This window comes from Terrabacter sp. Soil811 (genome assembly GCF_001429655.1).
Lineage (GTDB): Bacteria > Actinomycetota > Actinomycetes > Actinomycetales > Dermatophilaceae > Terrabacter.
Genome location: NZ_LMSX01000009.1, coordinates 97126 through 119868 on the forward strand (window position 1 = coordinate 97126; position 22743 = coordinate 119868).

At 73.0% G+C, this 22743-nt stretch carries 21 protein-coding genes and 1 tRNA gene; 10 read left to right on the plus strand and 12 right to left on the minus strand.

The features are described 5' to 3' along the window. Positions 1–30: 30 nt before the first annotated feature. Positions 31–1614: a polyprenol phosphomannose-dependent alpha 1,6 mannosyltransferase MptB gene (mptB, locus tag ASH01_RS16060; RefSeq protein WP_056778036.1), complete on the minus strand. Its 1584-nt coding sequence runs from the start codon at positions 1612–1614 to the stop codon at positions 31–33. A 191-nt stretch (positions 1615–1805) separates the two neighbouring features. Continuing rightward, a tRNA-Leu gene (locus ASH01_RS16065) sits at positions 1806–1880 on the minus strand. A 185-nt stretch (positions 1881–2065) separates the two neighbouring features. Here ASH01_RS16065 and ASH01_RS16070 point away from each other — a divergent pair. Next, the gene (locus ASH01_RS16070; RefSeq protein ID WP_056778039.1) at positions 2066–2947 is read left to right on the plus strand and encodes a Bax inhibitor-1/YccA family protein; all 882 of its coding nucleotides are present in this window, start codon (positions 2066–2068) and stop codon (positions 2945–2947) included. Between the two features lie 22 nt (positions 2948–2969). Then, complete coding sequence (locus ASH01_RS16075) at positions 2970–3269, plus strand: hypothetical protein (RefSeq protein WP_056778040.1); 300 nt, start codon at positions 2970–2972, stop codon at positions 3267–3269. 87 nt (positions 3270–3356) lie between these two features. On the opposite strand, the gene ASH01_RS16080 is transcribed toward ASH01_RS16075, so the two are convergent. Beyond that, positions 3357–4580 (minus strand): acetyl-CoA C-acetyltransferase, encoded by a 1224-nt coding sequence (locus ASH01_RS16080; RefSeq protein WP_056778043.1) that lies wholly within the window; start codon positions 4578–4580, stop codon positions 3357–3359. A 322-nt stretch (positions 4581–4902) separates the two neighbouring features. Between ASH01_RS16080 and ASH01_RS16085 the strand changes: the two genes are divergently transcribed. After that, positions 4903–5664, plus strand: coding sequence for a hypothetical protein (locus ASH01_RS16085; protein WP_056778045.1), 762 nt, complete (start codon positions 4903–4905; stop codon positions 5662–5664). A gap of 62 nt (positions 5665–5726) precedes the next feature. Here ASH01_RS16085 and ASH01_RS16090 read toward each other — a convergent pair whose 3' ends face one another. Next, a complete protein-coding gene (locus tag ASH01_RS16090; RefSeq protein ID WP_056778048.1) occupies positions 5727–6887 on the minus strand; it encodes an SGNH/GDSL hydrolase family protein in 1161 nt (386 codons plus the stop codon). Between the two features lie 156 nt (positions 6888–7043). Between ASH01_RS16090 and ASH01_RS16095 the strand changes: the two genes are divergently transcribed. After that, positions 7044–8414 carry a cystathionine beta-synthase gene (locus ASH01_RS16095; RefSeq protein ID WP_056778051.1) on the plus strand — a complete coding sequence of 457 codons (1371 nt, stop codon included), beginning with the start codon at positions 7044–7046 and terminating at the stop codon, positions 8412–8414. A gap of 103 nt (positions 8415–8517) precedes the next feature. On the opposite strand, the gene ASH01_RS16100 is transcribed toward ASH01_RS16095, so the two are convergent. Next, positions 8518–9090: an HhH-GPD-type base excision DNA repair protein gene (locus ASH01_RS16100; protein ID WP_056778052.1), complete on the minus strand. Its 573-nt coding sequence runs from the start codon at positions 9088–9090 to the stop codon at positions 8518–8520. A gap of 73 nt (positions 9091–9163) precedes the next feature. Beyond that, positions 9164–9817 (minus strand): IMPACT family protein, encoded by a 654-nt coding sequence (locus tag ASH01_RS16105; protein ID WP_056778055.1) that lies wholly within the window; start codon positions 9815–9817, stop codon positions 9164–9166. Between the two features lie 123 nt (positions 9818–9940). Here ASH01_RS16105 and ASH01_RS23465 point away from each other — a divergent pair, with 123 nt between their 5' ends. The 3 genes from ASH01_RS23465 (at position 9941) to ASH01_RS16120 (ending at position 11396) form a co-directional block, all read left to right on the plus strand. Beyond that, positions 9941–10567, plus strand: a complete 627-nt coding sequence (locus tag ASH01_RS23465) for a WXG100 family type VII secretion target (protein ID WP_056778057.1) — start codon at positions 9941–9943, stop codon at positions 10565–10567. A gap of 101 nt (positions 10568–10668) precedes the next feature. Then, positions 10669–11034 (plus strand): fluoride efflux transporter FluC, encoded by a 366-nt coding sequence (locus ASH01_RS16115; RefSeq protein WP_056778059.1) that lies wholly within the window; start codon positions 10669–10671, stop codon positions 11032–11034. Further along, positions 11031–11396 (plus strand): fluoride efflux transporter FluC, encoded by a 366-nt coding sequence (locus ASH01_RS16120; RefSeq protein ID WP_056778062.1) that lies wholly within the window; start codon positions 11031–11033, stop codon positions 11394–11396. The genes ASH01_RS16115 and ASH01_RS16120 overlap by 4 nt, the downstream gene beginning before the upstream one ends. Here ASH01_RS16120 and ASH01_RS16125 read toward each other — a convergent pair. Next, complete coding sequence (locus ASH01_RS16125; protein ID WP_056778066.1) at positions 11389–12090, minus strand: sirohydrochlorin chelatase; 702 nt, start codon at positions 12088–12090, stop codon at positions 11389–11391. The two genes, ASH01_RS16120 and ASH01_RS16125, sit on opposite strands and share 8 nt — an antisense overlap. Positions 12091–12298: 208 nt before the next feature. On the opposite strand from ASH01_RS16125, the gene cobA reads away from it, so the two are divergent. Together cobA and ASH01_RS16135 are read left to right on the plus strand one after the other, a co-directional pair. Then, positions 12299–13327 (plus strand): uroporphyrinogen-III C-methyltransferase, encoded by a 1029-nt coding sequence (gene cobA / locus ASH01_RS16130; RefSeq protein WP_056778069.1) that lies wholly within the window; start codon positions 12299–12301, stop codon positions 13325–13327. A gap of 77 nt (positions 13328–13404) precedes the next feature. Next, positions 13405–14538, plus strand: a complete 1134-nt coding sequence (locus tag ASH01_RS16135; RefSeq protein WP_443081175.1) for a uroporphyrinogen-III synthase — start codon at positions 13405–13407, stop codon at positions 14536–14538. Here ASH01_RS16135 and ASH01_RS16140 read toward each other — a convergent pair. Continuing rightward, positions 14528–14917 carry a winged helix-turn-helix transcriptional regulator gene (locus tag ASH01_RS16140; protein ID WP_056778075.1) on the minus strand — a complete coding sequence of 130 codons (390 nt, stop codon included), beginning with the start codon at positions 14915–14917 and terminating at the stop codon, positions 14528–14530. The two genes, ASH01_RS16135 and ASH01_RS16140, sit on opposite strands and share 11 nt — an antisense overlap. A gap of 96 nt (positions 14918–15013) precedes the next feature. On the opposite strand from ASH01_RS16140, the gene ASH01_RS16145 reads away from it, so the two are divergent. Beyond that, a complete protein-coding gene (locus tag ASH01_RS16145) occupies positions 15014–15898 on the plus strand; it encodes an SDR family oxidoreductase (RefSeq protein WP_056778078.1) in 885 nt (294 codons plus the stop codon). Between the two features lie 141 nt (positions 15899–16039). Here the strand turns inward: ASH01_RS16145 and nirD are convergent, their stop codons facing one another. The 4 genes from nirD to ASH01_RS16165 are packed head-to-tail and all read right to left on the minus strand — an operon-like array spanning position 16040 to position 22736. Continuing rightward, complete coding sequence (gene nirD, locus ASH01_RS16150; RefSeq protein WP_200961809.1) at positions 16040–16474, minus strand: nitrite reductase small subunit NirD; 435 nt, start codon at positions 16472–16474, stop codon at positions 16040–16042. Between the two features lie 18 nt (positions 16475–16492). Then, a complete protein-coding gene (gene nirB, locus ASH01_RS16155; RefSeq protein ID WP_056778682.1) occupies positions 16493–19051 on the minus strand; it encodes a nitrite reductase large subunit NirB in 2559 nt (852 codons plus the stop codon). Then, positions 19051–20613, minus strand: a complete 1563-nt coding sequence (locus ASH01_RS16160) for an FAD-dependent oxidoreductase (protein ID WP_056778081.1) — start codon at positions 20611–20613, stop codon at positions 19051–19053. The genes nirB and ASH01_RS16160 overlap by 1 nt, the downstream gene beginning before the upstream one ends. After that, positions 20610–22736 carry a molybdopterin oxidoreductase family protein gene (locus tag ASH01_RS16165; RefSeq protein ID WP_056778083.1) on the minus strand — a complete coding sequence of 709 codons (2127 nt, stop codon included), beginning with the start codon at positions 22734–22736 and terminating at the stop codon, positions 20610–20612. The genes ASH01_RS16160 and ASH01_RS16165 overlap by 4 nt, the downstream gene beginning before the upstream one ends. Between the last annotated feature and the right edge of the window lie 7 nt (positions 22737–22743).

Genomic DNA, 22743 nt, shown 5'->3' on the forward strand with positions numbered 1-22743 from the left:
CCGACGCCTGACCGGCGGGTCGGCGGCGGGTCAGCGGCGGGGGAGCGCGGCAGCGAGGAAGGGCTCGTCGGCCTGCTCGTGCACGCGACGGCGGTTGGCGCGCAGGCGGGCCGCCATCCAGAGCGCGGCGGAGACGCCGAGCGCCCACGTGCCGTTGGAGACCGTCGCGTCGACGACGCCGTAGGTGACGAAGAAGAGTGTCACGAAGACGACAGCGCGCACGTGCTTCGCCGAGAGGCGCACGGCGGCGAGGAGCAGCCCTCCCCAGAGGAGGTACCACGGGTGGATGACCGGACCCGAGGCGCAGAGCACGAGCAGGGCTCCGGCCGTGGCGAGCACCGGGTTGCGCGGCGCGACGCGCCAGGTGATCCAGGCGATGGCGGCCAGACCCAGGAGCAGCCCGATCGTCTGGGCGATGGGGACGGGCGCCGAGGTCACGCTCTCGGGCATGCCGGCGAGCCTCAGCAGCCACTCGACGACGCTGCCGACGAACGTCGGCGGCGAGAGCATCGAGCGCAGCGACACGGGCACGGAGAGGTTGGGGATCCAGCCCCAGCCCAGACCGGAGACCGCGGTGATCGCCGTGAAGGCGGCCGCGGTGACGCCGCCGTAGACGAGGCCGTGCCGGACCATCGCCTTCAGCCGTGCAGGAGCTCCGGGCTCGAGATCCGTCTGCGCCTGCAGGGCCATGCCGACGACGCCGATGAGCGCGAGGACGGCCGTCTGCTTGTAGGCGGCGGCCGCGGCGATCGTCACGGCCGCGACGACGAACTGGCCGCGGCTCGCGAGGAGCAGGGCGAAGGTCACGAGGGCGACCATGACGGCGTCGCCGTGGCCTCCGCCGACGAAGTGCATGAGGACGAGCGGGTTGAGCACGCCGAGCCAGAGGGCGTGCCGACCGCTGACGCCGTAGCGCTCGGCGAGGCGCGGCAGGGCGTAGGCGAGCAGCCCGACCGCGAGGAGCGCCGGCACGCGCATGGCCAGGGCCGAGACGTAGGCGTTCTCCGGGAAGATGCTGACGACGAGGTGCTGGACCTGCAGTGCAAGCGGACCGTAGGGCGCCGGCGTGTCGATCCACATCGGGTCGACCTGGTCGGCGAAGGGGCCGGGCACCCAGAACGGCCCCACGGCATACGGGTCCATCCCGCGCAGGACGATCTGTCCCTGCGCGGCGTAGCTGTAGGCGTCGCGGCTGAAGAGCGGCGGCGCGAGCATGATCGGCAGGCTCCAGAAGAGCCAGGCCATCGACGGGGCCTTGCGGCCGTGCACGGGGCGCATCCGCAGCCACGCGTCGACGAGCAGGGCCATGCCGACGGCGAGCAGGATCGTCGTGAGGACCCGTCCGGCGCCCGAGCCGAGCCACACGAGGCCGAAGCGCTCGATGAGCGGCGAGGCGGGCAGCTCGAAGGTGTCGGCGGGCAGGAAGGCGGGGCTGACGGAGCCGGCGGCCACGAGGGTCGTGCCGAGCGTGCCGCGCCGGACCATCGGGTCGGCCCACGTGCGCCGGAGCGCGGCGGAGAGGCGGTCACCGAAGTCGACGACGCGCGGGTCGACGACCCAGGCCGCGCGCGGCGGAGCAGCGGTCGTCGCGCCGGCGACACGATGCTCCAGCACCCGCTGCTCCTTCGTGTGGTGAGGGGTTCGCACTCGAGGTGCGGTACAGGTCGGGAAGGAGCGCATCGGAAGGGCCCCTGGACCTCGGTCTCGACGGCCAGTCTAGGCGGAGCGGGCGCGTGCGTGCCGTGCCACGCCAAGGCGTGAGCCGGGCGTTACCGAACCGTGCCGGACAGTCGACGCCCGTGACGTACCCCCGGAGGGACTCGAACCCTCACCTGTGGCGATTTTAAGTCGCCTGCCTCTGCCGATTGGGCCACGGGGGCAGGGTCCCCAGTATGCCGTCGTGCCGGGTCGCCGGGGTCACCGCGGCGCGCGTCACGATCCCGTGTCGGGCGAGCACTTCTCGCGCGCGGGAACCTTCCGGTGGGGTGCGTTCGCTTACTCTTGGGGACAGTCGCCACGCCCAGTCGCGGGTCGTGGCACCCAGTGCTTTTAGGAGCGCACTCACATGGCAGGTGGAAACCCGGTCTTCGACCGGCTCAACAAGCAGATCGAGAAGGAGCGCTACGCCGGCTTCGGCTCGCCGCAGGGCAGCCCACAGCAGGCGCAGCAGGGCACCCAGGCTGCGACGACCGGTTACGCGGGCCAGGACGCGATGACGGCGCAGCAGCTCAACGAGATGTACGCGCAGCCGCCGGCCGGCCCGGCCGACACCGGTCGCGTCACGGTCGACGACGTCGTCGTCAAGAGCATCACGCTCTTCGTCGTCACGGTCGCCGTGGCCTTCGTGTCGTGGTTCTGGACCGAGGCCAACACCGACATGACGCTGCCGTTCTGGCTCGGCGGCATGTTCGGCACGCTGATCCTCGGCTTCGTCATCGCCTTCATGAAGACGGTCTCGGTGCCGCTGCTCATGGTCTACGCCGTGCTGCAGGGTGCCTTCCTCGGCGCCTTCAGCCAGTACATCGCGGCGATCCCGGACTACGACGGCGTCGTGCAGATGGCCGTCCTCGCCACGCTCTGCGTCTTCGTGGCCATGTACGTCGGCTACGCGACCGGCTTCGTCAAGGTCAACGACAAGACGCGCCGGATGTTCTTCTTCGCGATCGTCGGCTACGGCCTCTTCTCGCTGCTGCAGGTCGTGCTCCTCATGACCGGCGTCATCGACGGCTGGGGCTTCGGCGGCAGCGGCATGCTCGGCATCGGCCTGTCGATCCTCGGCGTCGGCCTCGCGTCGTACTCCCTGGCCATCGACTTCGACTCGATCGACCGTGCGGTCCAGATGGGCGCCCCGAAGAAGTACTCGTGGCTGCTCGCCCACGGCCTCATCGTCTCGATCGTCTGGCTCTACATCGAGTTCGTCCGCCTCTTCGCGCGTCTGCGCGACTGACGCGCTCGTGACACCTCAGAGCGTGGGTTCGCCGACCCCGCACGAGGTGTCCGACGAGCTCCGGCGCGTGGTCGAGCGGTGGCACCAGCTGCCGCTCGACCACGCGCTTTCGCGTATGCCGTCCGTCCGGGCCCTCGTCCAGAGGCTCGCCGACCGGGTGGCCGGGTCCCGTGGCGTCGATGCGCAGCCGGTGCCCGACCTCGGCCCGGCCGTCGTCATGGAGCAGCTGGCCGTCATGGTCCTCGACCTCTTCCGGGCCGAGCCAGACGCTGACCCGGCCGAAGTCGCGGACGAGCTCGCCGGCATACGCCGTTCCCTCTAGTCGAGGACCTCCCCGGCCCCGAACCTCGAGTGGGCACCCTCCCGGCGGGGAGGGTGCCCACTCGACGTGGTGCCGGGGTGTGGAGCCTCAGCTGAGGCGCTCGAAGACGACGGCCATGCCCTGGCCGCCGCCGACGCACATCGTCTCGAGGCCGAACTGGCCGTCACGCTCGCGGAGCGCGTTGATGAGCGTGCCGGTGATGCGGGCTCCGGTGGCGCCGAACGGGTGGCCGATCGCGATGGCACCGCCGTTGACGTTGAGCTTGTCGTAGTCCATGCCGATCTGGTCGGCCGACCCGATGACCTGCGCGGCGAAGGCCTCGTTGATCTCGTAGAGGTCGATGTCGCCGATCGACAGTCCGGCCCGCTTGAGCGCGAGGTTCGTCGCCTCGACCGGACCGAGGCCCATGATCTCGGGGGAGAGGCCCGTCGCGGCCGTCGAGACGACGCGGGCGAGCGGCTCGAGGCCGAGCTCCTTGGCCTTGGTGTCGCTCATGATGACGAGCGCCGCGGCGCCGTCGTTGAGGGGGCAGCAGTTGCCGGCCGTGACCGTGCCTTCCTGCCGGAAGACGGGGTTGAGTCCTTGGACGGCCTCGAGGGTGACGCCGGCGCGGGGGCCGTCGTCCTTGCTCACGACGGTGCCGTCGGGCGTCGTGACGGGCGTGAGCTCCCAGTCGAAGAAGCCCCGCCCGATGGCGGCCTCGGCGCGGTTCTGGCTCGTGACCCCCCACTCGTCCTGGCGCTCGCGCGAGATGCCGTAGGCCGTCGCGACGTTCTCGGCCGTCTGGCCCATCGCGATGTAGATGTCGGGGAGCAGGCCCTCCTCGCGGGGGTCGGTCCACGTCTCGTTGGTCTCGGCAATGCGCTTGGTGCGGGCCTGGGCGTCGGCGAAGCGGCCGTTCTGCTGGTCCTCCTTGGCGCCACCGGCGCCGGCCCAGTCGGTGTACTGCGAGACGCACTCGACACCGGCCGAGACGAAGATGTCGCCCTCGCCGGCCTTGATCGCGTGGAAGGCCATCCGCGTCGTCTGGGCCGAGGAGGCGCAGAAGCGGTTGATCGTCGCGGCAGGGGTGGCGTCGAGGTCGAGGAGCGTGGCGACGACCTTGGCCATGTTGGAGCCGTGCCGGCCCGAGGGCTCGGCGCAGCCGAGGTAGAGATCCTCGACGAGGCGCTTGTCGAGGGCGGGCACCTTGTCGAGCGCGGCCTGGATGACGGTCGCGGCGAGGTCGTCGGGACGGACCTCCTTGAGCGAGCCCTTGAAGGCCCGGCCGAACGGCGAGCGGGCGGTCGAGACGATGACGGCTTCGGTCACGGGGGATCTCCTGGTGCAGCATCGACGGCCCGCGCGGCGGTGCGACGGGCGACTAAGCGCTTGCTCAGCCCCCACGATGGTAGGACGTCCTCGCGCCGGTTGGACAGGCCACCGGCCATGACGTGCGTCTCGCCCACCCCACGCGAACGCTCGGTCCGCTGCGCCCCGACAGGGCGCACCGAGGACGCCTCCCGCCGAGCGGGTACGACTCCGAGGTCCGCCAGGGCGACCGCTAGGGTGGATGAGTTGTCGGCGCCTCCACGCGCCGGCCGGGTCCGGACGCTCACGCCGGACCCTCCGACGATCAGGGGGCACGCCCACCATGAAGACCTTCACGACCCGCGTCGTCGCCGTGTCCGGCGCGATCGCGATCAGCCTCGGCGCCGCCGCGTGCTCGAAGTCCGAGACGCCCGCCACCGGCTCCACCAGCTCGAGTGCGTCGACGCCCGCCGCCTCGGCGAGCTCGTCCACGTCGGCCGCCAGCGACGCCCCCGAGGCGTCGGAGATCCTCGACAAGGCCAAGACGAACGCGCTCGCAGCGACGTCGGGCGCCTTCGTCGGCCAGGTCGACCAGAGCGGCAAGACGATCAAGATCGACTTCAAGGGCACGAGCGACGGCAAGACCGCCGACATCACCATCGAGCTCGAGGGCGACGGCAAGGCGCGCGTCATCTCCGTCGGCGACGCCGTCTACATCCAGGGCGACGCGACCTTCTGGAAGAAGCAGGGCGCTCCGGCGTCGGTGCAGAACGCCGGCGACAAGTTCATCAAGGCGCCGTCCTCGGCCGGGTCGATGACCCAGAGCCTCAGCCTCAACACCTTCCTCCAGAAGGCCTTCGGCGCGGTCACGCCCCAGCAGCTGGCCACCGACGTCGCGAGCGAGAACGTCGGCGGCGTGGACTGCTGGGTCCTCACCGACAAGAAGGGCAAGTCGGAGGGCGCGCTCTACGTCTCGAAGGACAAGTTCGAGGTCGTGCGCTTCACCGGCTCCAAGGCCAGCCCCGGTCAGCTCGACTTCTCGCAGTGGAACGCCGACCTCGGCATCAAGGCGCCCGACGCCAGCCAGATCATGAAGATCAGCTGACCTCGTCCACCCCTGCGAAGGGGCCGTCCGCATCAGCGGGCGGCCCCTTTGGCATGTCCCGATCAGTGCAGGACGGGGTCCTCGGCGCGGCCGCCGGGCGGCCGCTCGTCGGTGCCGGCGGTGCGGTCGGCCGAGTCCGTCCGGTCGGTGACGTCCGACGGGGCCGGGTCCAGGTCACCGAGGGCGTGTGCCGTCCCGGACGTCCCAGCATCCGGCGCGGTCGGGTCGCCGGGCACGGTGGGGCGGATGCGGTGCAGCAGCACGGCCCAGCGTCCGTGGGCTCCGCGCGCCTGGCCGCCCACCTCGGCCGGAGCCACCTCGGTGCCCGGCTGGGTCACCGCCTTGGTCGCGGCCACCGCCAGGGGCCCGACGCTCTCGCCGCGCCGCAGGTTGGGCTCGGTGGGGGCACTGCCCTCGCCGAAGAGGTCGAGCGCCGCGCTCACCGTCGGGAGCAGGGCGGCGGCGACGCGGGCGTAGCCGGCCGGGCTCGGGTGGAAGCGGTCCTTGCTGAACATGACATGGGGCTCGGCCGAGAACGCCTCGCTGAGCAGGTCGCCGATCGACACGGCGCGTCCGCCGGCCTCGACGACGGCGACGGTCTGGGCCGCTGCGAGGTCACGCGACCAGCGGCGGGCGAGCAGGCGCAGCGGCTGGGGCACGGGCTGGATGGCGCCGAGGTCGGGGCACGTGCCGACGACGACCTCGGCCCCGGCCTCCCGTAGGCCGCACACGGCCATCTCGAGGTGGCGCACGGCGATCGAACGGTCGATGCGGTGGGTCACGTCGTTGGCGCCGACCATGATGACGGCGACGTCGGGCTGGGGGACGGCCGCGAGGCCGCGCTCGAGCTGCTCGTCGAGGCCGGTCGACTCGGCGCCGATGACGGCGACGTTGGTCAGCTCGACAGGGCGGCCGCTGAAGGCGGCGATGCCGCTCGCGATCGTCGCCCCGACCGTCTGGTGGGGGTGTTCGGCGCCCATCCCGACCCCGGTCGAGTCGCCGAGCACGAGGAACCGCACCGGCGTCCCCGAGCCGGCCCCGTAGGTGCCGCTGTCGGACGGTGCGCCCTCGAAGTGCTGGCCCACGATCCTCCGGGCCATCATCGCCTCGCCGCGCAGGATGCCGTAGCCGAGGGCTCCGAGCGCGCCGAGACCGGCGACCCCCATCCCACCGCCGTAGGCGGCCGCCTGGGCGATCTTGCGCGCGCGTCGTGCACGCCCCATGCCGGACCCCCTTCCTCTGCCGTGTCGAGATGCTCGACCGGGTCCACCACGGTAACGCCCGGGCCGGACGCTCCGTGCCGCTTCGCACGTCCTGCCGGCGCGGTGGCGGGCACCCGCGTGTCTCGGACCGTGGGACGGCCCTCCTAGGATGGACGCGTGAAGTACGCAGAGAACGTCGCCGACCTCGTCGGCAACACGCCCCTGGTCAAGCTCGGTTCCGTCGTCGCGGACGCGGGGGTGAGGTGCACGGTGCTGGCGAAGGTCGAGTACTTCAACCCCGGCGGCTCGGTGAAGGACCGCATCGCCCTGCGCATGGTCGAGGCCGCCGAGCGGGACGGCCTGCTGAAGCCCGGCGGCACCATCGTCGAGCCGACGAGCGGCAACACCGGTGTCGGTCTGGCCCTCGTGGCGCAGCGCCGCGGCTACCACTGCGTGTTCGTCTGCCCCGACAAGGTGAGCCAGGACAAGCGCGACGTGCTCAAGGCCTACGGCGCCGAGGTCGTCGTCTGCCCGACGGCCGTCGAGCCCGAGCACCCCGACTCCTACTACTCCGTCTCCGACCGCCTCGTCCGCGAGATCGACGGCGCGTGGAAGCCGAACCAGTACTACAACCCCGAGGGTCCGAACAGCCACTACCTGACGACCGGACCCGAGATCTGGCGCGACACCGACGGGCGCATCACGCACTTCGTCGCGGGCGCGGGCACGGGCGGCACGATCAGCGGCACCGGCAAGTACCTCAAGGAGGTCAGTGACGGCGCCGTGCGCATCATCGCGGCCGACCCGGAGGGCTCCGTCTACTCCGGCGGCACGGGCCGCCCCTACCTCGTCGAGGGAGTCGGTGAGGACTTCTGGCCGGGCGCCTACGACCCGTCCGTCGTCGACGACGTCATCGCCGTCAGCGACGCCGACTCCTTCGAGATGACCCGTCGACTCGCCCGCGAGGAGGGCCTGCTCGTCGGTGGCTCGTGCGGCATGGCCGTCGTGGCCGCGCTGCGTGCCGCGAAGGACCTGCCCGAGGACGCCGTCATGGTCGTGCTGCTGCCCGACTCGGGCCGCGGCTACATGAGCAAGATCTTCAACGACGAGTGGATGCACTCCTACGGCTTCCTCAACGACCACACCGAGGCGACGGTCGGGTCCGTGCTCCACGGCAAGTCCGGTGACATGCCGGCCCTCGTGCACACGCACCCCAACGAGACGATCCGCGACGCCGTGCAGATCCTGCGCGAGTACGGCGTCTCGCAGATGCCGGTCGTCAAGGCCGAGCCGCCCGTCATGTCCGGCGAGGTCGCGGGCTCGGTCAGCGAGCGGGCCCTGCTCGCAGCGCTCTTCACCGGTCAGGCGCACCTCGCCGACTCGGTCGAGAAGCACATGGAGAAGGGCCTGCCCCTCGTCGGCGCCGGCTCACCCGTCTCGGCGGCCCGCAAGGAGCTCGAGGAGTCCGACGCGATCCTCGTCGTCGAGGACGGCAAGCCGATCGGTGTGCTGACCCGGGCCGACCTGCTCGGCTTCCTCGCCGACTGACCCCGTCAGCTCCCGGTCAGCTCTCGCCTGAGACGCAGTATGCCGCTGGGCTCGCTTCCACGAGAAGCGAGCCCAGCGGCATACGTACGGAGCGTGGTGTGGCTCAGGCGTCCTGCTTGGCCTTCGCCTCGGCCTTCTTGGCCTGCTTGAACTCCCGCACCTTGAGGAGGGAGTCGCCGTCGACGACGTCGGCCACCGAGCGGTAGCCGTCGAGCGCGTAGTCACCGGCGACGGCCTCCCAGCCCTCCGGCCGGACCCCGAGCTGCTTGGCGAGCAGCGCCACGAAGATCTGTGCCTTCTGCTTGCCGAAGCCCGGCAGCTCCTGGACCCGCTTGAACAGCTCCTTGCCCGTCGTCGCCTCGGTCCAGAGCCGGGTCACGTCGCCGTCGTAGCGGTCCTCGACGAGGGCGGCGAGCTCCTGCAGCCGGGCCGCCATCGAGCCGGGGAAGCGGTGGATCGCCGGGGGAGTGCTGGCCATGGCCTTGAACTCCTCGGGGTCCGCGGCGGCGATCGCGGCCGGGTCGAGGGTGCCGAAGCGGCTCAGCACCTTGTAGCCGCCGCGGAACGCGTGCTCCATGCCGTACTGCTGGTCGAGCATCATCCCGACGACGACGGCGAAGGGGTGCTCGTCGAGGACCTGGTCCGCGGCGGGTTCGTTGGCGATGTGGAAGGCCATGCAGGCATGCTCTCACGCGTCCGTCGCCTGACGGCGGGACCGGCGGGGACCGGGGGCGGCCGGGAGGGGAGGGCTACCGGGTCGGGACCCGGACCCACGACCCGGGTCCGCCGGTGACCTCTCCCGCGCCTGCGGTGAGCGCGCCGACGAGCCCGCGCACGGAGTCCCCCGTGCCGGGCTCGACCGCGACGTCGAGGACGAGCCCGGTTGCGCCCCACGTCGTCGAGGTGACGGCGCAGCCCGGGTGGCCGCGCAAGGCGTTCTCGACGCGGGGCCCGTCGGCGCTGCCCACCGTGACGACGAGCCCCTCGCGCCGCGCGTACGCCACCACCGTCGCAGCGTCGACGGCGGCGGAGACGGCGTCCCCGTACGCGCGGATCAGGCCCCCCGTGCCGAGCAGGGTGCCACCGAACCACCGGGTCACGACGGCGACGACGTCGGTCAGGCCCTGTCCGCGCAGCACGTCGAGCATCGGCGCGCCGGCCGTGCCCGACGGCTCGCCGTCGTCGTTGCTGCGCTGCGTGCCACCGTCGGGCCCCAGGACGAACGCCGTGCAGTGGTGACGCGCGTCCCGCGTGGCCGACCGCACCGACTCGACGAACGCCCGGGCGTCCTCCTCGGACGGCACCGGCGCGACGTCGCACACGAAGCGCGACCGCTTCACCTCGAGCTCGGCGGAGGCCGGGGACGCGAGGGTGAGGTAGCGACGTGGCGGGCTCAGCGGCATACCTTCTCGGGCGGTGGGCGGGACGCTCCGAGTATGCCGTCGAACCGGGGAGGGCTCCCCATTGCACGGGGCGGCGCCGGCAGGTGAGGATGGGCCCGGTGTGCAGGGGTGAAGGGGAGATCTGTGTTCTCGAAGGGTGCTGACGTCGACGCGCTGCGCGACTCGGCGGGCCGGATGGCGTCGTTCGGCCGTGAGGTCGACGTCGTCCGCGCGCGTGGGCAGCGAGCCGTGTCGACGATGCAGCGGGCCTGGCAGGGGCCGGACCTGCAACACCTCGTCGAGCGGTGGCGGCGGGTCGAGCACGACCTCACGCGCATCAGCACGGAGTTCGACCGGCTGTCGCGACGCCTGCACGACAACGCCGACCTCCAGCACCGCTCGAGCGGCAGCTCCGTCGCCGGAGGGTCGCACCACGGCGTCGGCGGTGGACGTGGTGCTGTGGCGCCCGCGGGCGGTCACACAGGTGGCCACGGGGAAGGTCACGGGCGTGGTCACGGGGGTCGACCCATGCTGCACGCCGCGTCCGCCGCCGCGTGGTCGCAGGTCTTCGTCGGGTGGGGCCCGGACGGCGGTCGACCGCTCGTCACGCCGGGCGTTCCGCAGCCGCTGCACGGGATGGGCTGGGGTCACTGGTTCGGCAGCCCGTCCGTCGGTGCCGGATCGGGGCCGGTCGACGCGACGTACGGCCCGGTCCTTCCTGCCGACGTGGCAGCGGCGGCAGCGCACGGTCTCGGCCTGCCGATCCGCTGAGGACGCCCGAGCCGTCGGGACGGCTCAGCACGGTCGGGTCGCGGCTCGCCCGGACCGTGGCCTCGCGCGGACAGCCGTGCCCGGGCTGAGAGACTGGCGCCATGCACCCGTTCGCAGTGGCCCTCGGCGGCGCCGTGGGCACGCTGCTCCGGCTGCTCCTGACGATGGGCGGCAGCGGCGCGGCCGGCTGGGACCCGCGGATCAGCGTCATCAACGTCGTCGGTGCCTTCCTGCTCGGCGTGCTCGTCCGGCTTCCCGTGCGGCCCCGACTGCGCTCGATGCTCGCCTCGGGCGGCCTCGGCTCGCTGACGTCCTTCTCGGCGCTCAGCATCGCCTTCGTCGACGGCACCCCCGGGTACGCCGTCGCGCTCGGCCTGCTGACGAGCATCGTCCTCGGGGTGGCCGCGGCGGCGCTGGGCATGTGGCTGGGTGGTCTGCTCACCGAGGGTGACAGGGAGACCGCGTGAGCGCGGTCGCGTGGTGGGGCTGGGCGCTTGCCGTGGGAGCCGGCTCGATCGGCGCCCTCCTGCGCACGTGGCTCGTGCGGACGCTGACGAAGCGTCCGCTGCCCTTCGGCGTGCTCGCCGCCAACGTCGTGGCGTCTGTGGTCGGTGGAGCCGTCGTGGCCGACCGGGTCGAGCTGGGGCCGACGTGGTCGCTCGTCCTCATCGGTGGCTTCTGCGGCGGCCTGTCGACCCTGTCGACGCTCGCGGCCGACACGGTGGAGCTGTGGCTCGAGAACCGTCGCCGTGACGCCGTCGGCAACATCGCCGTCAACGTGGCACTCGGGCTGTTCGCGGCCTGGGGCGCCTGGGCCCTCGTCAGCTGAGGTAGCGCTCGACGACGACCTCGACGAGCGCCTCGGGCGCGGGTTCGTGGGGCAGCAGGAGCGGCGGGGTGACGACGTCCGCGCCGGACCGGCCGGCGAGGTCGGCGAAGAACCCGGGTGCGAGAAGGTAGGTGGCGACGACCACGCGACGTCCCGGAACGCGTTGCGCTGCAACGGCGTCGGCGAGCTTCGGCTCGGCGGCCGACAGATAGCCGGCTACGACGGTTCGCCCCAGGCGCCGGCCGAGCGCGGCGGCGACGCGCTCGCAGTCGGCGACCGCCGAGGCCTGCGACGACCCGGCCGCACCGAGCACGACGGCGTCGTCGTCCCGCAGCCCGGCCGCCACGAGCCGGTCGCGCAGCAGGTCGGCAAGGCGGTCGTCGGGGCCGAGGGCCGGTGCGACCGTGGTGCCGGGCACTCGCTCGGCGGCCTCGGCGAGGTCGACGTAGACGTGGTAGCCGGCCGACAGGAGCAGTGGCACCAGACGGGCGGGCGCGTCGTCGTGCAGGGACGACAGCACGGCGGCAGGGTCCGGGGGCTGCACGTCGACGAACGCCGCACGGACGGTGAGGTCCGGGCGTCGCGCGGCGACCGCCGCGACGAGGCTGCCGATGGCCGACCGGCCGGCGGCGGACGACGTGCCGTGCGCCACCGCCACGAGCACGGGCGCCGGTGCGGGCACGGGGCTGGTCATGGGCTCACTCTGTCAGGTCGGCCTCGGGTCGGGTCGGAGCGTGGGTGTCGTGGGACGCGCGTCGGGACCCGGTCGGGCGACCGCACGGGACGCATACGCCCGGGTGAGTCCGCCGTTACCGGGGCATCGCGGGACGGAAACGCAGACGAAACACGCACTTCCTACCGTGGGAGCCGACGTGGACCACGAGCTGTGACGGGAGGACGCCGTGCTGATCGAGACCGACCTGACGGGACTACCCGTGCTCGTCGTGGGGCCTCCGGGCCTCACCGCCCCCGTCGTGCGTCGTCACGAGCGGGCAGGTGCCGTGGTCACGGTCGCCGCCTCGCCGGGGGACGTGACGCACGAGGTGTGCACACGTGCGCGGCTCGCGGTGCTCGTCGGGCCCGGAGCCGGGTGGGCCTCGGTCCGTGACGCGCTCGCGGGACGGTGCCCCGTCGTGACCGAGCCGGTCCCGGACGCGCCCCGGGGCCGGGTCGTCCTCGTGGGGGCGGGTCCGGGGGGTCTCGAGCTGCTGACGCTCGCCGGGATCCGCGCCCTCGCGGAGGCCGACGTCGTGCTCACCGACCGGCTCGCCGAGGTCGGTGACATCGCCCGCCTCGCTCCGGGGGCGGAGGTCGTCGACGTGGGCAAGCGGCCGGGACACCACGCGGTGCCCCAGGACGAGATCGAGCGGATCATGGTCGCGCGGGCCCTCGCCGGCCTCACGGTCGTGCGGCTCAAGGGTGGCGACCCCTACGTCTTCGGCCGGGGCGGCGAGGAGGTCGCGGCGGCCGTCGAGGCGGGGCTGCCCGTGACGGTCGTGCCCGGGGTCTCGTCGGCCGTCGGCGTGCCGGGGAGTGCCGGCATACCGGTGACCCACCGCGGTGTCAGCCACGCCTTCACCGTCGTGTCGGGCCACGTGCCGCTCGAGCCCGAGCAGGCGCGCGCGCTCGCGGGACTCGGGGGAACCGTCGTCTTGCTCATGGGGATGCACAACCTCGTCCCGCTGACGACGGCCCTGGCCCGGGCCGGACTCGCCGCAGACACCCCGGCTGCCGTCGTCGAGCGCGGCTTCACCCCCGACCAGCGCAGCATCGTCGGGACCCTCGCCACGCTGCCCGACCTCGTCGCCCGGGCCGGGGCGTCGTCGCCGTCGGTCATCGTCGTCGGCGAGGTCGTGCGCCAGGCCGAGGTCTGGGCGCGTCGCGTGGGGGCCCGGGGCGCCGACGGCCTCGCGATGGACGTCGTCGCGTGAGCGAGCCGAGCGTCTCGTCCACGCGAGCAGCCGAGGCAGCGCGGGGCCGCCACCCGCCCACGGCGTGGTCGGCCCAGCTGACGGGACCCGATCCCGACGCCGTGCGCGTGGACCCCACCGGTCCGGTGCTCGACGGCTTCCGGATCGCCGTGACGTCCGACCGGCGGTCGGGAGACCTCATCGACGCCTTCGTGCGCCGCGGCGCCGAGGTGTTGCACGCGCCGGCCGTGCGCATCGCCCCTGTCGAGGAGGACGAGATCCTCATCGGTGACACGCGCGCCGTCATCGACTGCCGCCCCGACGTCGTCATCGTCACGACGGCCTACGGCTTCCGGCGCTGGATCGAGGCGGCCGATGCGGCCGGTCTCGGTGAGGACCTGGCGCGAACCCTCGACCACGCCCGCATCATCGTCCGCGGACCCAAGGCGCGGGGCGCCGTGCGGGCGGCCGGTCACGACGACGACGGCATCGCCGACGACGAGCGGACCGCGTCGACCGTCGGGCTCGCCCTCGAGGGCGGCGTCGTCGGGAGGCGGGTCGCCGTGCAGCTGCACGGCCACGAGGACGTCGAGCAGCTCGAACGGCTGCGGTCGGCCGGGGCGACGGTGCTGACCGTGGCGCCCTACCGCTGGGTGCGGCCGACCGACGAGAGCCGGCTGGGACGTCTCGTCGCGGCCGTTGCGGCCCGTGAGGTCGACGTCGTCACCTTCACGTCGGCGCCGGCCGTCGACGGACTCGTCTCTGCCGCAGCGCAGCTCGGCATGGACGGCGTGCTCGTCGATGCCCTGCGGTGCGGCGTCACGGCCGCTGCGGTGGGACCGGTGACGGCGGCGCCGCTGCTCGACCTCGGGGTCACACCGATCGTGCCCGACCGCTTCCGGATGGGCGCGCTCATCCGCACCGTCGTCGAGCACCTGACGCTCAACGGCGTCGCCGAGGTCCAGACCGCGCTGGGTCCGCTCGTCGTGCACGGGCGGGTCGTGACCTTCGGCGGCGAGACGGTGACCCTGGCCCGCGGGCCGCGGGCGATGCTCGCCGCCCTGATGTCCGAGCCGGGCGCGGTGCTGAGCCGCGAGCGGCTCCTCGACGAGCTGCCCGAGGCCGAGAACGAGCACGCGCTCGACATGGCCGTGAGCCGGCTGCGGTCGGCGCTGCCCGACCGTCACCTCGTGCAGACCGTGGTGCGACGGGGCTACCGGCTCAACGTGTAGCGGCGGCCGCCTCGGCGTCGCCGACGATCGCGGGCGCGTGGTCGGAAATCCAGTCCATGAGCGGCACCATCCGCTCGGCGAGCTCGCCGCCACGGGCGGTGAGGGTGTACTCGACGTGCGGCGGGACGACCGGCCGGGCGTCCCGGTGGACGAGCCCGTCGGCCTCGAGCATGCGCAGGGTCTGGGCGAGCATCTTCTCGCTGACGCCTTCGGCGCGACGGCGCAGCTCGCTCCACCGCAGCGGATCGCCCTCGGCGAGGGCGAGGATGACGAGCGTGCCCCACTTGCTCGTCACGTGGTCCAGCACCACGCGGCTGGGGCAGTCGGAGGCGAAGACGCCGTCGGGGAAGTGCCGACGCAGGGTGGGACTAACCGTCATGTCAGTACCTTACTTCAAAGTGGGTACTAACTTCTGGGAAGCATGCTGTCGGAGCGGTCGTTCTTGAGGGTGTCAGCCCCACCCGAAAGGAACATCATGACCCTTCTCGTCACCGGTGCCAGCGGTCACCTCGGCCGTCTCGTCGTCGAGTCCCTCCTCGAGCGCGGCACGCCCGCCGCCGACGTCGTCGCCATCGCCCGCAACCCCGAGTCCGTCGCCGACCTGGCTGACCGCGGTGTCGTGGTGCGCCGCGCCGACTACACCGACCCGGCGTCGCTCGACGCTGCGTTCGAAGGTGTCGACCGGCTCCTCCTCGTCTCCGGAAGCGAGGTCGGCCAGCGGATCGCCCAGCACGCCAACGTCATCGATGCGGCGAAGCGGGCGGGGGTGGGCTTCCTCGCCTACACGAGCATCACGCGCGCCGACACGTCCGACCTCGCGTTGGCCGCCGAGCACCGTGCCACGGAGGAGCTGCTCGCGGCGTCCGGCCTGCCGCACGCCCTGCTGCGCAACTCCTGGTACCTCGAGAACTACACCGGCCAGCTGCCGACCGTCCTCGAGCACGGCGCCGTCCTCGGTGCCGCCGGCGACGGGCGCGTCAGCGCCGCGACCCGGGCCGACTATGCCGACGCCGCCGCCGTCGTGCTCGCGGGTGAGGACGGACGGGGTCACGAGGGCGCCGTCTACGAGCTCGGCGGCGACGACGCGTTCACCCTCGGCGAGCTCGCCGAGACGGTGGGTCGCGTCGCCGGACGCGAGGTCGCCTACCGCGACCTGTCCGTCCCCGACTACACCGCGGCCCTCGTCGCGGCCGGCCTTCCCGAAGGGTATGCCGGCGTGCTGGCCGACAGCGACCGCGGGATCGCCGAGGGGGCCCTGTTCACCGACAGTGGCGACCTGTCGCGTCTCATCGGCCGCCCCACGACCAGCCTCGAGGGCGCCCTGAGCGCCGCCTTCGTCGCCACCACCCCCACCGCCTGACCCCGCCTGACCCCGCTCACCCCGTTCCACCCGTCGAAAGGCCACACACCGGGCTCCGGTTTGTGGCCTTTCGACGGTGGGGACCCGCAGAGTCTGGCCTTTCGACGGTGGGGGACCCGCAGATCGTGGCCTTTCGACGGTTCAGGGGAGGGGGAGGCCGACCCGCACGGTGCCGTGCTGGACGCGGACGGCATACGTCGGCAAGGCCACCTCGGGATCGTCGAGGGCGGCGCCGGTGCGCAGCGAGAAGACCTGCTTGAGCAGCGGTGAGGCCACGGTCGGCTCGCCGCCGCGGTCGCCGGTCAGGCCGCGCGAGAGGACCGCTGCCCGCGCGTACGGGTCGAAGTTGTCGACGGCGTAGATCATCCCGTTGGGCAGCAGGAAGAGGGCCGCCTGGGCGCCGCCGGGGAGGAGTACGGCGACACCCCGGCCGGGCACGAGCGCCGTGACCGGGCAGGCGGACACCCACTGTCTCGCTCCGGGGGACGGCAGGATGCCGGGCCGCACGACGTTGCGACCGGCCGCGGCCGCGACCTCGGCCGGCATTGCCTGGGGTGAGCTGACGAGTGTGGTCATGACGGGTTCCCTTCGGTATCAGGCGTTCTCACGGACGGTGGGCAGCCCGAGCAGTACCGGCACCTTGCGTGGGCCGGACTCGTCGAAGGCGACGGTGGGGTCGGCCTCCTCGGGCGCGTTGACGAACGACACGAAGCGCGAGAGCTTCTCGGGGTCGTCGAGGACGGCCTTCCACTCGTCCTGGTAGCCCTCGACGTGACGGCCCATCGCTGCCTCGAGGTCGTCGGCGATCCCGAGCGAGTCGTCGCACACGACGGCCCTGAGGTGCTCCAGACCGCCCTCGAGCGCGTCGAGCCACGGGGCGGTGCGCTGGAGGCGGTCTGCCGTGCGGACGTAGAACATGAGGAAGCGGTCGATGTAGCGCACGAGCGTCTCGTCGTCGAGGTCGCTCGCGAGCAGCCGCGCGTGGGCCGGCGTCTGGCCGCCGTTGCCGCAGACGTAGAGGTTCCAGCCCTTGTCGGTGGCGATGACGCCGACGTCCTTGCCGCGGGCCTCGGCGCACTCGCGCGCACAGCCCGAGACGCCGAACTTGATCTTGTGCGGCGAGCGGAGACCGCGGTAGCGGTGCTCGAGGTCGACGGCCATCCCGACCGAGTCCTGCACGCCGTAACGGCACCACGAGGAGCCGACACACGACTTCACGGTGCGCAGCGACTTGCCATAGGCCTGCCCTGACTCCATGCCGACGTCGACGAGGCGCTGCCAGATGGCGGGCAGCTGCTCGACGCGGGCGCCGAAGAGGTCGATGCGCTGGCCGCCGGTCACCTTGACGTAGAGCCCGAAGTCCTGGGCCACCTGGCCGATCGTGATGAGCTGCTCGGCCGTGACCTCACCCCCGGGCATCCGCGGGACGACGGAGTAGGTGCCGTTCTTCTGGATGTTGGCGAGGAAGTGGTCGTTGCTGTCCTGGAGCGCCGCCTGCTCGCCGTCGAGCACGTGGTCGCTGCTCGTCGAGGCGAGGATCGAGGCGACGGTGGGCTTGCAGATCTCGCAGCCGGTGCCCGTGCCGTAGCGCGCCAGGAGCCCCGAGAAGGTGCGGATGCCCGTCGAGGCCACGATCTCGAACAGCTCGGCCCGGCTCTGTTCGAAGTGCTCGCACAGCGCCTTGGAGAGCTCGACGCCCGAGTCGATGAGGAGCTTCTTGACGGTGGGCAGGCAACCGCCACAGGTGGTTCCGGCGTTCGTGCAGCCCTTGATGGCCGCGAGGTCGCAGGCGCCCTCGGCGATGGCACCGCAGATCGACCCCTTGGTGACGTTGTTGCACGAGCAGATGACGGCGTCGTCGGGGAGGGCGTCCGCGCCGAGCTCGGCACCGGCGGGCGAGACGAGTGCACCCGGGTCGCCCGGGACCTCGCGGCCGACGTACGCCTTGAGTGTCGTGTACGCCGAGGCGTCGCCGACGAGGATCCCGCCGAGCAGCGTCCGCGCGTCGTCGCTGACGACGACCTTGGCGTAGGTGCCCTTCGTCGCGTCGGTGTGGACGATCTCGAGGGACCCCGGGGTCGTGGCCATCGCGTCGCCGAAGGAGGCGACGTCCACGCCGAGCAGCTTGAGCTTGGTCGACAGGTCGGCGCCGGGGAACGTCGCCTCGCCCCCGAGCAGCCGGTCGGCGACGACCTCGGCCATCGTGTAGCCGGGGGCGACGAGGCCGTAGCACCGACCCTCGACGGCGGCGACCTCGCCCACGGCCCAGACGTTCTCGTCGCTCGTGCGGCAGGCGGCGTCGGTGAGGACGCCGCCCCGCTCCCCGACGTCGAGGCCGGCGGCGCGCGCCACGGCGTCCGACGGGCGCACGCCCGCCGAGAAGACGACGAGGTCGGTGAGCAGCGCCGTGCCGTCGGAGAGCTCGACGGCGAGGCGCCCGTCGTCCTGCGCGGCGATCGAGCTCGTGCCGGCGCCGGTGTGGACCTGCACGCCGAGGTGGCTGATGAGCCCCTCGAGCACCGCGCCGCCACCGTCGTCGACCTGGAGCGGCATGAGGCGGGGAGCGAACTCGACGACGTGCGGCGTGAGGCCGAGCAGGCGCAGGGCGTTGGCCGCCTCGAGGCCGAGCAGGCCACCGCCGACGACGAGGCCGTTCGCCTCGCGCCCCTCCGCCGCGGCCCGCTCGATCGCGGACTCGGCGGCGACGCGGATGCCGTCGAGGTCGTCGAGCGTGCGGTAGACGAAGCAGCCCGTCGAGTCATGGCCCGGGACCGGGGGCACGAAGGGGTGGGAGCCGGTCGCGAGTACGAGCTCGTCGTAGGCGATGACGTCCCCGGTGCTCGTCGTGACGGTGCGAGCCTCGCGGTCGACGTGCTCGGCCCGGGTGCCGAGCCGCAGGTCGACGAGGTCGTCACCGGCATACGTGTTGCCCGCGAGGGCGAGCGACGTGCGGTCCCAGGCTCCGACGTAGGAGGAGAGGCCGACGCGGTCGTATGCCGCCTCCGCCTCCTGCGAGAGGACGGTGACCTTCCACGTGCTCTCCGTGTCGCGCGAGCGCAGGGCCTCGACGAAGCGGTGGCCGACCATGCCGTGGCCGACGACGACGACGGTGCGGGTGGTGGTGCCCGTCGGGTTCTCGGTGGTGGTGGACATCAGGCGGCTCCTTCGGTCAGGGCGGCGGCTGCCGGCGCCGGTTCGGGGGTCGAGGAGGTGGGGGTGGGGGCGGGCTCCGACGAGCGCAGCCACGAGCAGAGGCCGTCGACGGCGCCCTTGCACGAGCCGCAGCCGGTCGTCGCGCGGGTCGCCTCGGCGACCGCACCGACGGTCTCGGCGCCGGCCCGGAAGGCGCCGACGATCGCGGACTTCGTCACGGTGTTGCACCGGCAGATGACGGCCGCGCCGGGCATCTCGGCGAGGTTGACGGCCTCGGTCGCTCCCGACCGGGTGATCGCGCGACCGAGCATGAGCGAGAGACGGTCCCGCGGGACGACCGAGCCGGTGTCGTAGAGCTGGGTCAGGACGCCCGCCGCGTCACCGACGCCGAGCAGGATGGCGCCGACGAGACGGTCCTGGCGCAGCACGAGCTTGGCGTAGCGGCCCCGGCTCGGGTCGGTGAAGGCGAGCACCTCGTGACCGGGGTCGTGGACGTCGACGTCGACGGTGCCCATGCTCGCGAGGTCGATGTCGGGAGCCTTGAGCCGGGTCAGGACGCTCGTGCCCTCGTACGTGGCGTCGGGGTCGGCGCCGGTGAGCACGTCGGCGAGGACGCGGGCCTGGTCCCAGCCGGGCTGGACGAGTCCGGGCACCTCACCGCGGTGCTGGGCGCACTCCCCGATGGCGTGGACGTGCGGGAACGAGGTGGCCAGGCGGTCGTCGACGACGATCCCGCGGTCGACGTCGAGACCGGTCGCGACGGCGAGGTCGGTGCGGGGCCGGACGCCGGTCGCGACGACGACGAGGTCGGCGGCGAGGCTCGTGCCGTCGTCGAGGACGACGTGGGCGGACACCCCGTCGACCGGTCCGTGTCGCTCGACGACGAGGCGTCCGAGGACGAGGCGGGCGCCGATCCCGCGGACGACGCGGGACAGGACGGCGCCGCCGTCGGCATCGAGCTGGCGGTCCATCGGGAAGTCCTGCGGGTGCACGACGGTGACGTCGACGCCGCGGGCGAGCAGGCCACGGGCCGCCTCGAGCCCGAGCAGACCGCCGCCGAGGACGACTGCGGTGAAGGCGGACTCGGCTGCCTCGACGATGCGGCCACAGTCGTCGACCGTGCGGAAGGCGACGACCCCGTCGGCCAGCGGGGTCGCGGGACCGGGCGAGCCGGCATACAACCCCTCGGTCGGGGGGACGAAGCTCGTGCTGCCGGTCGCGAGGACCAGCTCGTCCCACGTGACGACGCGCTCGGTGCCGTCGGTGTCGAGCGTCGCCGTGCGTGCGTCGGCGTCGACGGCTGCGACCCGGGAGCCGGCGAGGACGTCGATGTGGCGCGCGGCCCACCAACCGTCGGGCTTGAGGCGGGTGTCGCGCGGGCTGATGCCGCCGGCGACGACGGTCGACAGGAGCACCCGGTTGTAGGCCGCGTGCGGCTCCTCGCCGACGACCGTGACGGCGAAGCGCTCGGCGTCGGGGTCACGGTGGCGGATCTCCTCGGCGAGCCGGGCGCCGGCCATGCCGTTGCCGACGACGAGGACGTGCCTGCGGTGGCGGGTCATGCGATGGCCTCCAGGCGGACGGCGCACGCCTTGAACTCGGGCATGCGGCTGGTCGGGTCGAGGGCGGCGTGGGTCAGCGAGTTGGCTCGCGCGTCGCCGGCCCAGTGGAAGGGCAGGAAGACGACGTCGGCGCGCATGTCGTCGTCGACGCGGACGACGGCGCGGGTGCGGCCGCGACGGCTCACGACGTCGGCGAGGTCGCCGTCGCCGAGCCCGGCCGCGTCGGCCGTGTCGGGGTGCACCTGGACGAACATGTCGCCTGCCGCCGCCGACAGCTCGGTGACGAGCCGCGTCTGGGCGCCAGACTGGTAGTGCTGCAGCACCCGCCCCGTCGTCGCGACCAGGGGGTATGCCGCGTCGTCGGCCTCCACGGGCCCCACGTGGTCGACGGCGACGAAACGGGCGCGGCCGTCGGGTGTCGCGAAGGCGTCGAGGAAGAGCCGCGGCGTGCCCTGCGGTCGCTCGGTGCTGCACGGCCAGTGCAGGCTCTCGCCGGCATCGAGCCGCTCCCACGTCACCGCGGAGTAGTCGGCCGGTCCGCCGGCCGAGGCCCGGCGCAGCTCGTCGAAGACGACCCGAGGGTCGGTGGGGAAGGCTGTGCTGCAACCGATCCGGCGTGCCAGGTCGCTCCAGAGCTCGAGCTCGCTGCGGCACCCCGCGGGGGCGTCCAGCGCCTTGCGGCGGCGCAGGACCCGGCCCTCGAGGTTGGTCAGGGTGCCCTCCTCCTCGGCCCACTGGAGCACGGGGAGCACGACGTCGGCGACGGCGGCCGTCTCGGAGAGGACGAAGTCGGAGACGACGAGCAGGTCGAGGGCGGCGAGGCGCTCGGCCACGACCCGCGCGTCGGGCGCCGAGACGACGGGGTTGCTGCCGTGGACCATGAGGACGCGCGCGCCGCCGTCGGTGCCGAGTGCCGACAGCAGCTCGAAGGCGCTGCGGCCCGGACCCGGCAGCTCCCCGGGGTCGATCCCCCAGACCGCGGCGACGTGGGCCCGGGCGGCCGGGTCGTCGATCTTGCGATAGCCGGGGAGCTGGTCGGCCTTCTGGCCGTGCTCACGTCCGCCCTGGCCGTTGCCCTGGCCGGTGATCGTGCCGAAACCGGTGCCGGGGTTGCCGGGCAGCCCGAGCGCGAGGGCGAGGGCGATGAAGGCCGTCACCGTGTCGGTGCCGCTCGCGTGCTGCTCGCTGCCGCGGGCCGACAGGACGTAGGCGCCGCGCTCGGTGTCGCGGGCGCGGGCCAGCGCGGCGACGGCCGCCCGCATCGTCGTCACGGCGACACCCGTGACCCGCTCGACACGCTCAGGCAGCCACTGCGCGGCGATCGGCCAGAGGTCGTCGAAGCCCGAGGTGCGCTCGGCGACGAAGCCGCGGTCGGCATACCCCTCGGTGACGGCGAGGTGGAGCATCCCGAGGGCCAGGGCGGCGTCGGTACCGGGGCGCAGCTGCAGGTGCAGCCCGCCGCCGTCGACGGCCTTGGCCGCGGTCGGCGTCAGGCGCGGGTCGGCGACCATGAGGCCTCCGGCGTCGGCGGCGCGGACGAGGTGCGTCAGGAAGGGCGGCATCGTCTCGGCGGGGTTGGCGCCGAGGAGCAGCACGGCGTGTGCCGAGCCGATGTCGGTGACGGGGAAGGGGAGACCCCGGTCGAGACCGAAGCAGCGGATGCCGGCGGCGGCGGCCGAGCTCATGCACCAGCGGCCGTTGTAGTCGATCTGGCTCGTGCGGAGCGCCACTCGCGCGAACTTGCCCAGCTGGTAGGCCTTCTCGTTGGTCAGACCCCCACCGCCGAAGACTGCCACGGCGTCCCGGCCGTGTGCCGCCTGCGTCCGCACGATGGCATCGGCGACGACCTCGAGGGCCTCGTCCCACGACGCGGGGGTGAGCTCGCCCCCGCGGCGGACCAGGGGAGTGGTGAGCCGCCGGGGTGTCCGGAGGAGCTCGGCACTCGTCCATCCCTTCTGGCACAGGCCACCCCGGTTCGTCGGGAAGCGACGAGGGCTGACCGTGAGGTCGGCCGCCGACGACCCGGTGAGCGTCATCGCGCACTGGAGCCCGCAGTAGGCGCAGTGCGACGCGACGCCCGCCCGCTCGGAGGGGACGTCCCCACCGAGCGAGCGGGACGGCATTCTCCAT

Excerpts from the sequence above, each read along its gene's own strand:
- ASH01_RS16115 (WP_056778059.1), top strand. The coding sequence starts at position 10,669 with ATGCACCCGTTCGCAGTGGCCCTCGGCGGCGCCGTGGGCACGCTGCTC.
- ASH01_RS16070 (WP_056778039.1), top strand. The coding sequence starts at position 2,066 with ATGGCAGGTGGAAACCCGGTCTTCGACCGGCTCAACAAGCAGATCGAG.
- ASH01_RS16165 (WP_056778083.1), bottom strand. The coding sequence starts at position 22,736 with ATGCCGTCCCGCTCGCTCGGTGGGGACGTCCCCTCCGAGCGGGCGGGC.
- ASH01_RS16100 (WP_056778052.1), bottom strand. The coding sequence starts at position 9,090 with ATGGCCTTCCACATCGCCAACGAACCCGCCGCGGACCAGGTCCTCGAC.
- ASH01_RS16145 (WP_056778078.1), top strand. The coding sequence starts at position 15,014 with ATGACCCTTCTCGTCACCGGTGCCAGCGGTCACCTCGGCCGTCTCGTC.
- ASH01_RS16160 (WP_056778081.1), bottom strand. The coding sequence starts at position 20,613 with ATGACCCGCCACCGCAGGCACGTCCTCGTCGTCGGCAACGGCATGGCC.
- ASH01_RS16125 (WP_056778066.1), bottom strand. The coding sequence starts at position 12,090 with ATGACCAGCCCCGTGCCCGCACCGGCGCCCGTGCTCGTGGCGGTGGCG.
- ASH01_RS16090 (WP_056778048.1), bottom strand. The coding sequence starts at position 6,887 with ATGGGGCGTGCACGACGCGCGCGCAAGATCGCCCAGGCGGCCGCCTAC.
- nirB (WP_056778682.1), bottom strand. The coding sequence starts at position 19,051 with ATGTCCACCACCACCGAGAACCCGACGGGCACCACCACCCGCACCGTC.
- ASH01_RS16140 (WP_056778075.1), bottom strand. The coding sequence starts at position 14,917 with ATGACGGTTAGTCCCACCCTGCGTCGGCACTTCCCCGACGGCGTCTTC.
- ASH01_RS16085 (WP_056778045.1), top strand. The coding sequence starts at position 4,903 with ATGAAGACCTTCACGACCCGCGTCGTCGCCGTGTCCGGCGCGATCGCG.
- ASH01_RS16105 (WP_056778055.1), bottom strand. The coding sequence starts at position 9,817 with ATGCCGCTGAGCCCGCCACGTCGCTACCTCACCCTCGCGTCCCCGGCC.
- nirD (WP_200961809.1), bottom strand. The coding sequence starts at position 16,474 with ATGACCACACTCGTCAGCTCACCCCAGGCAATGCCGGCCGAGGTCGCG.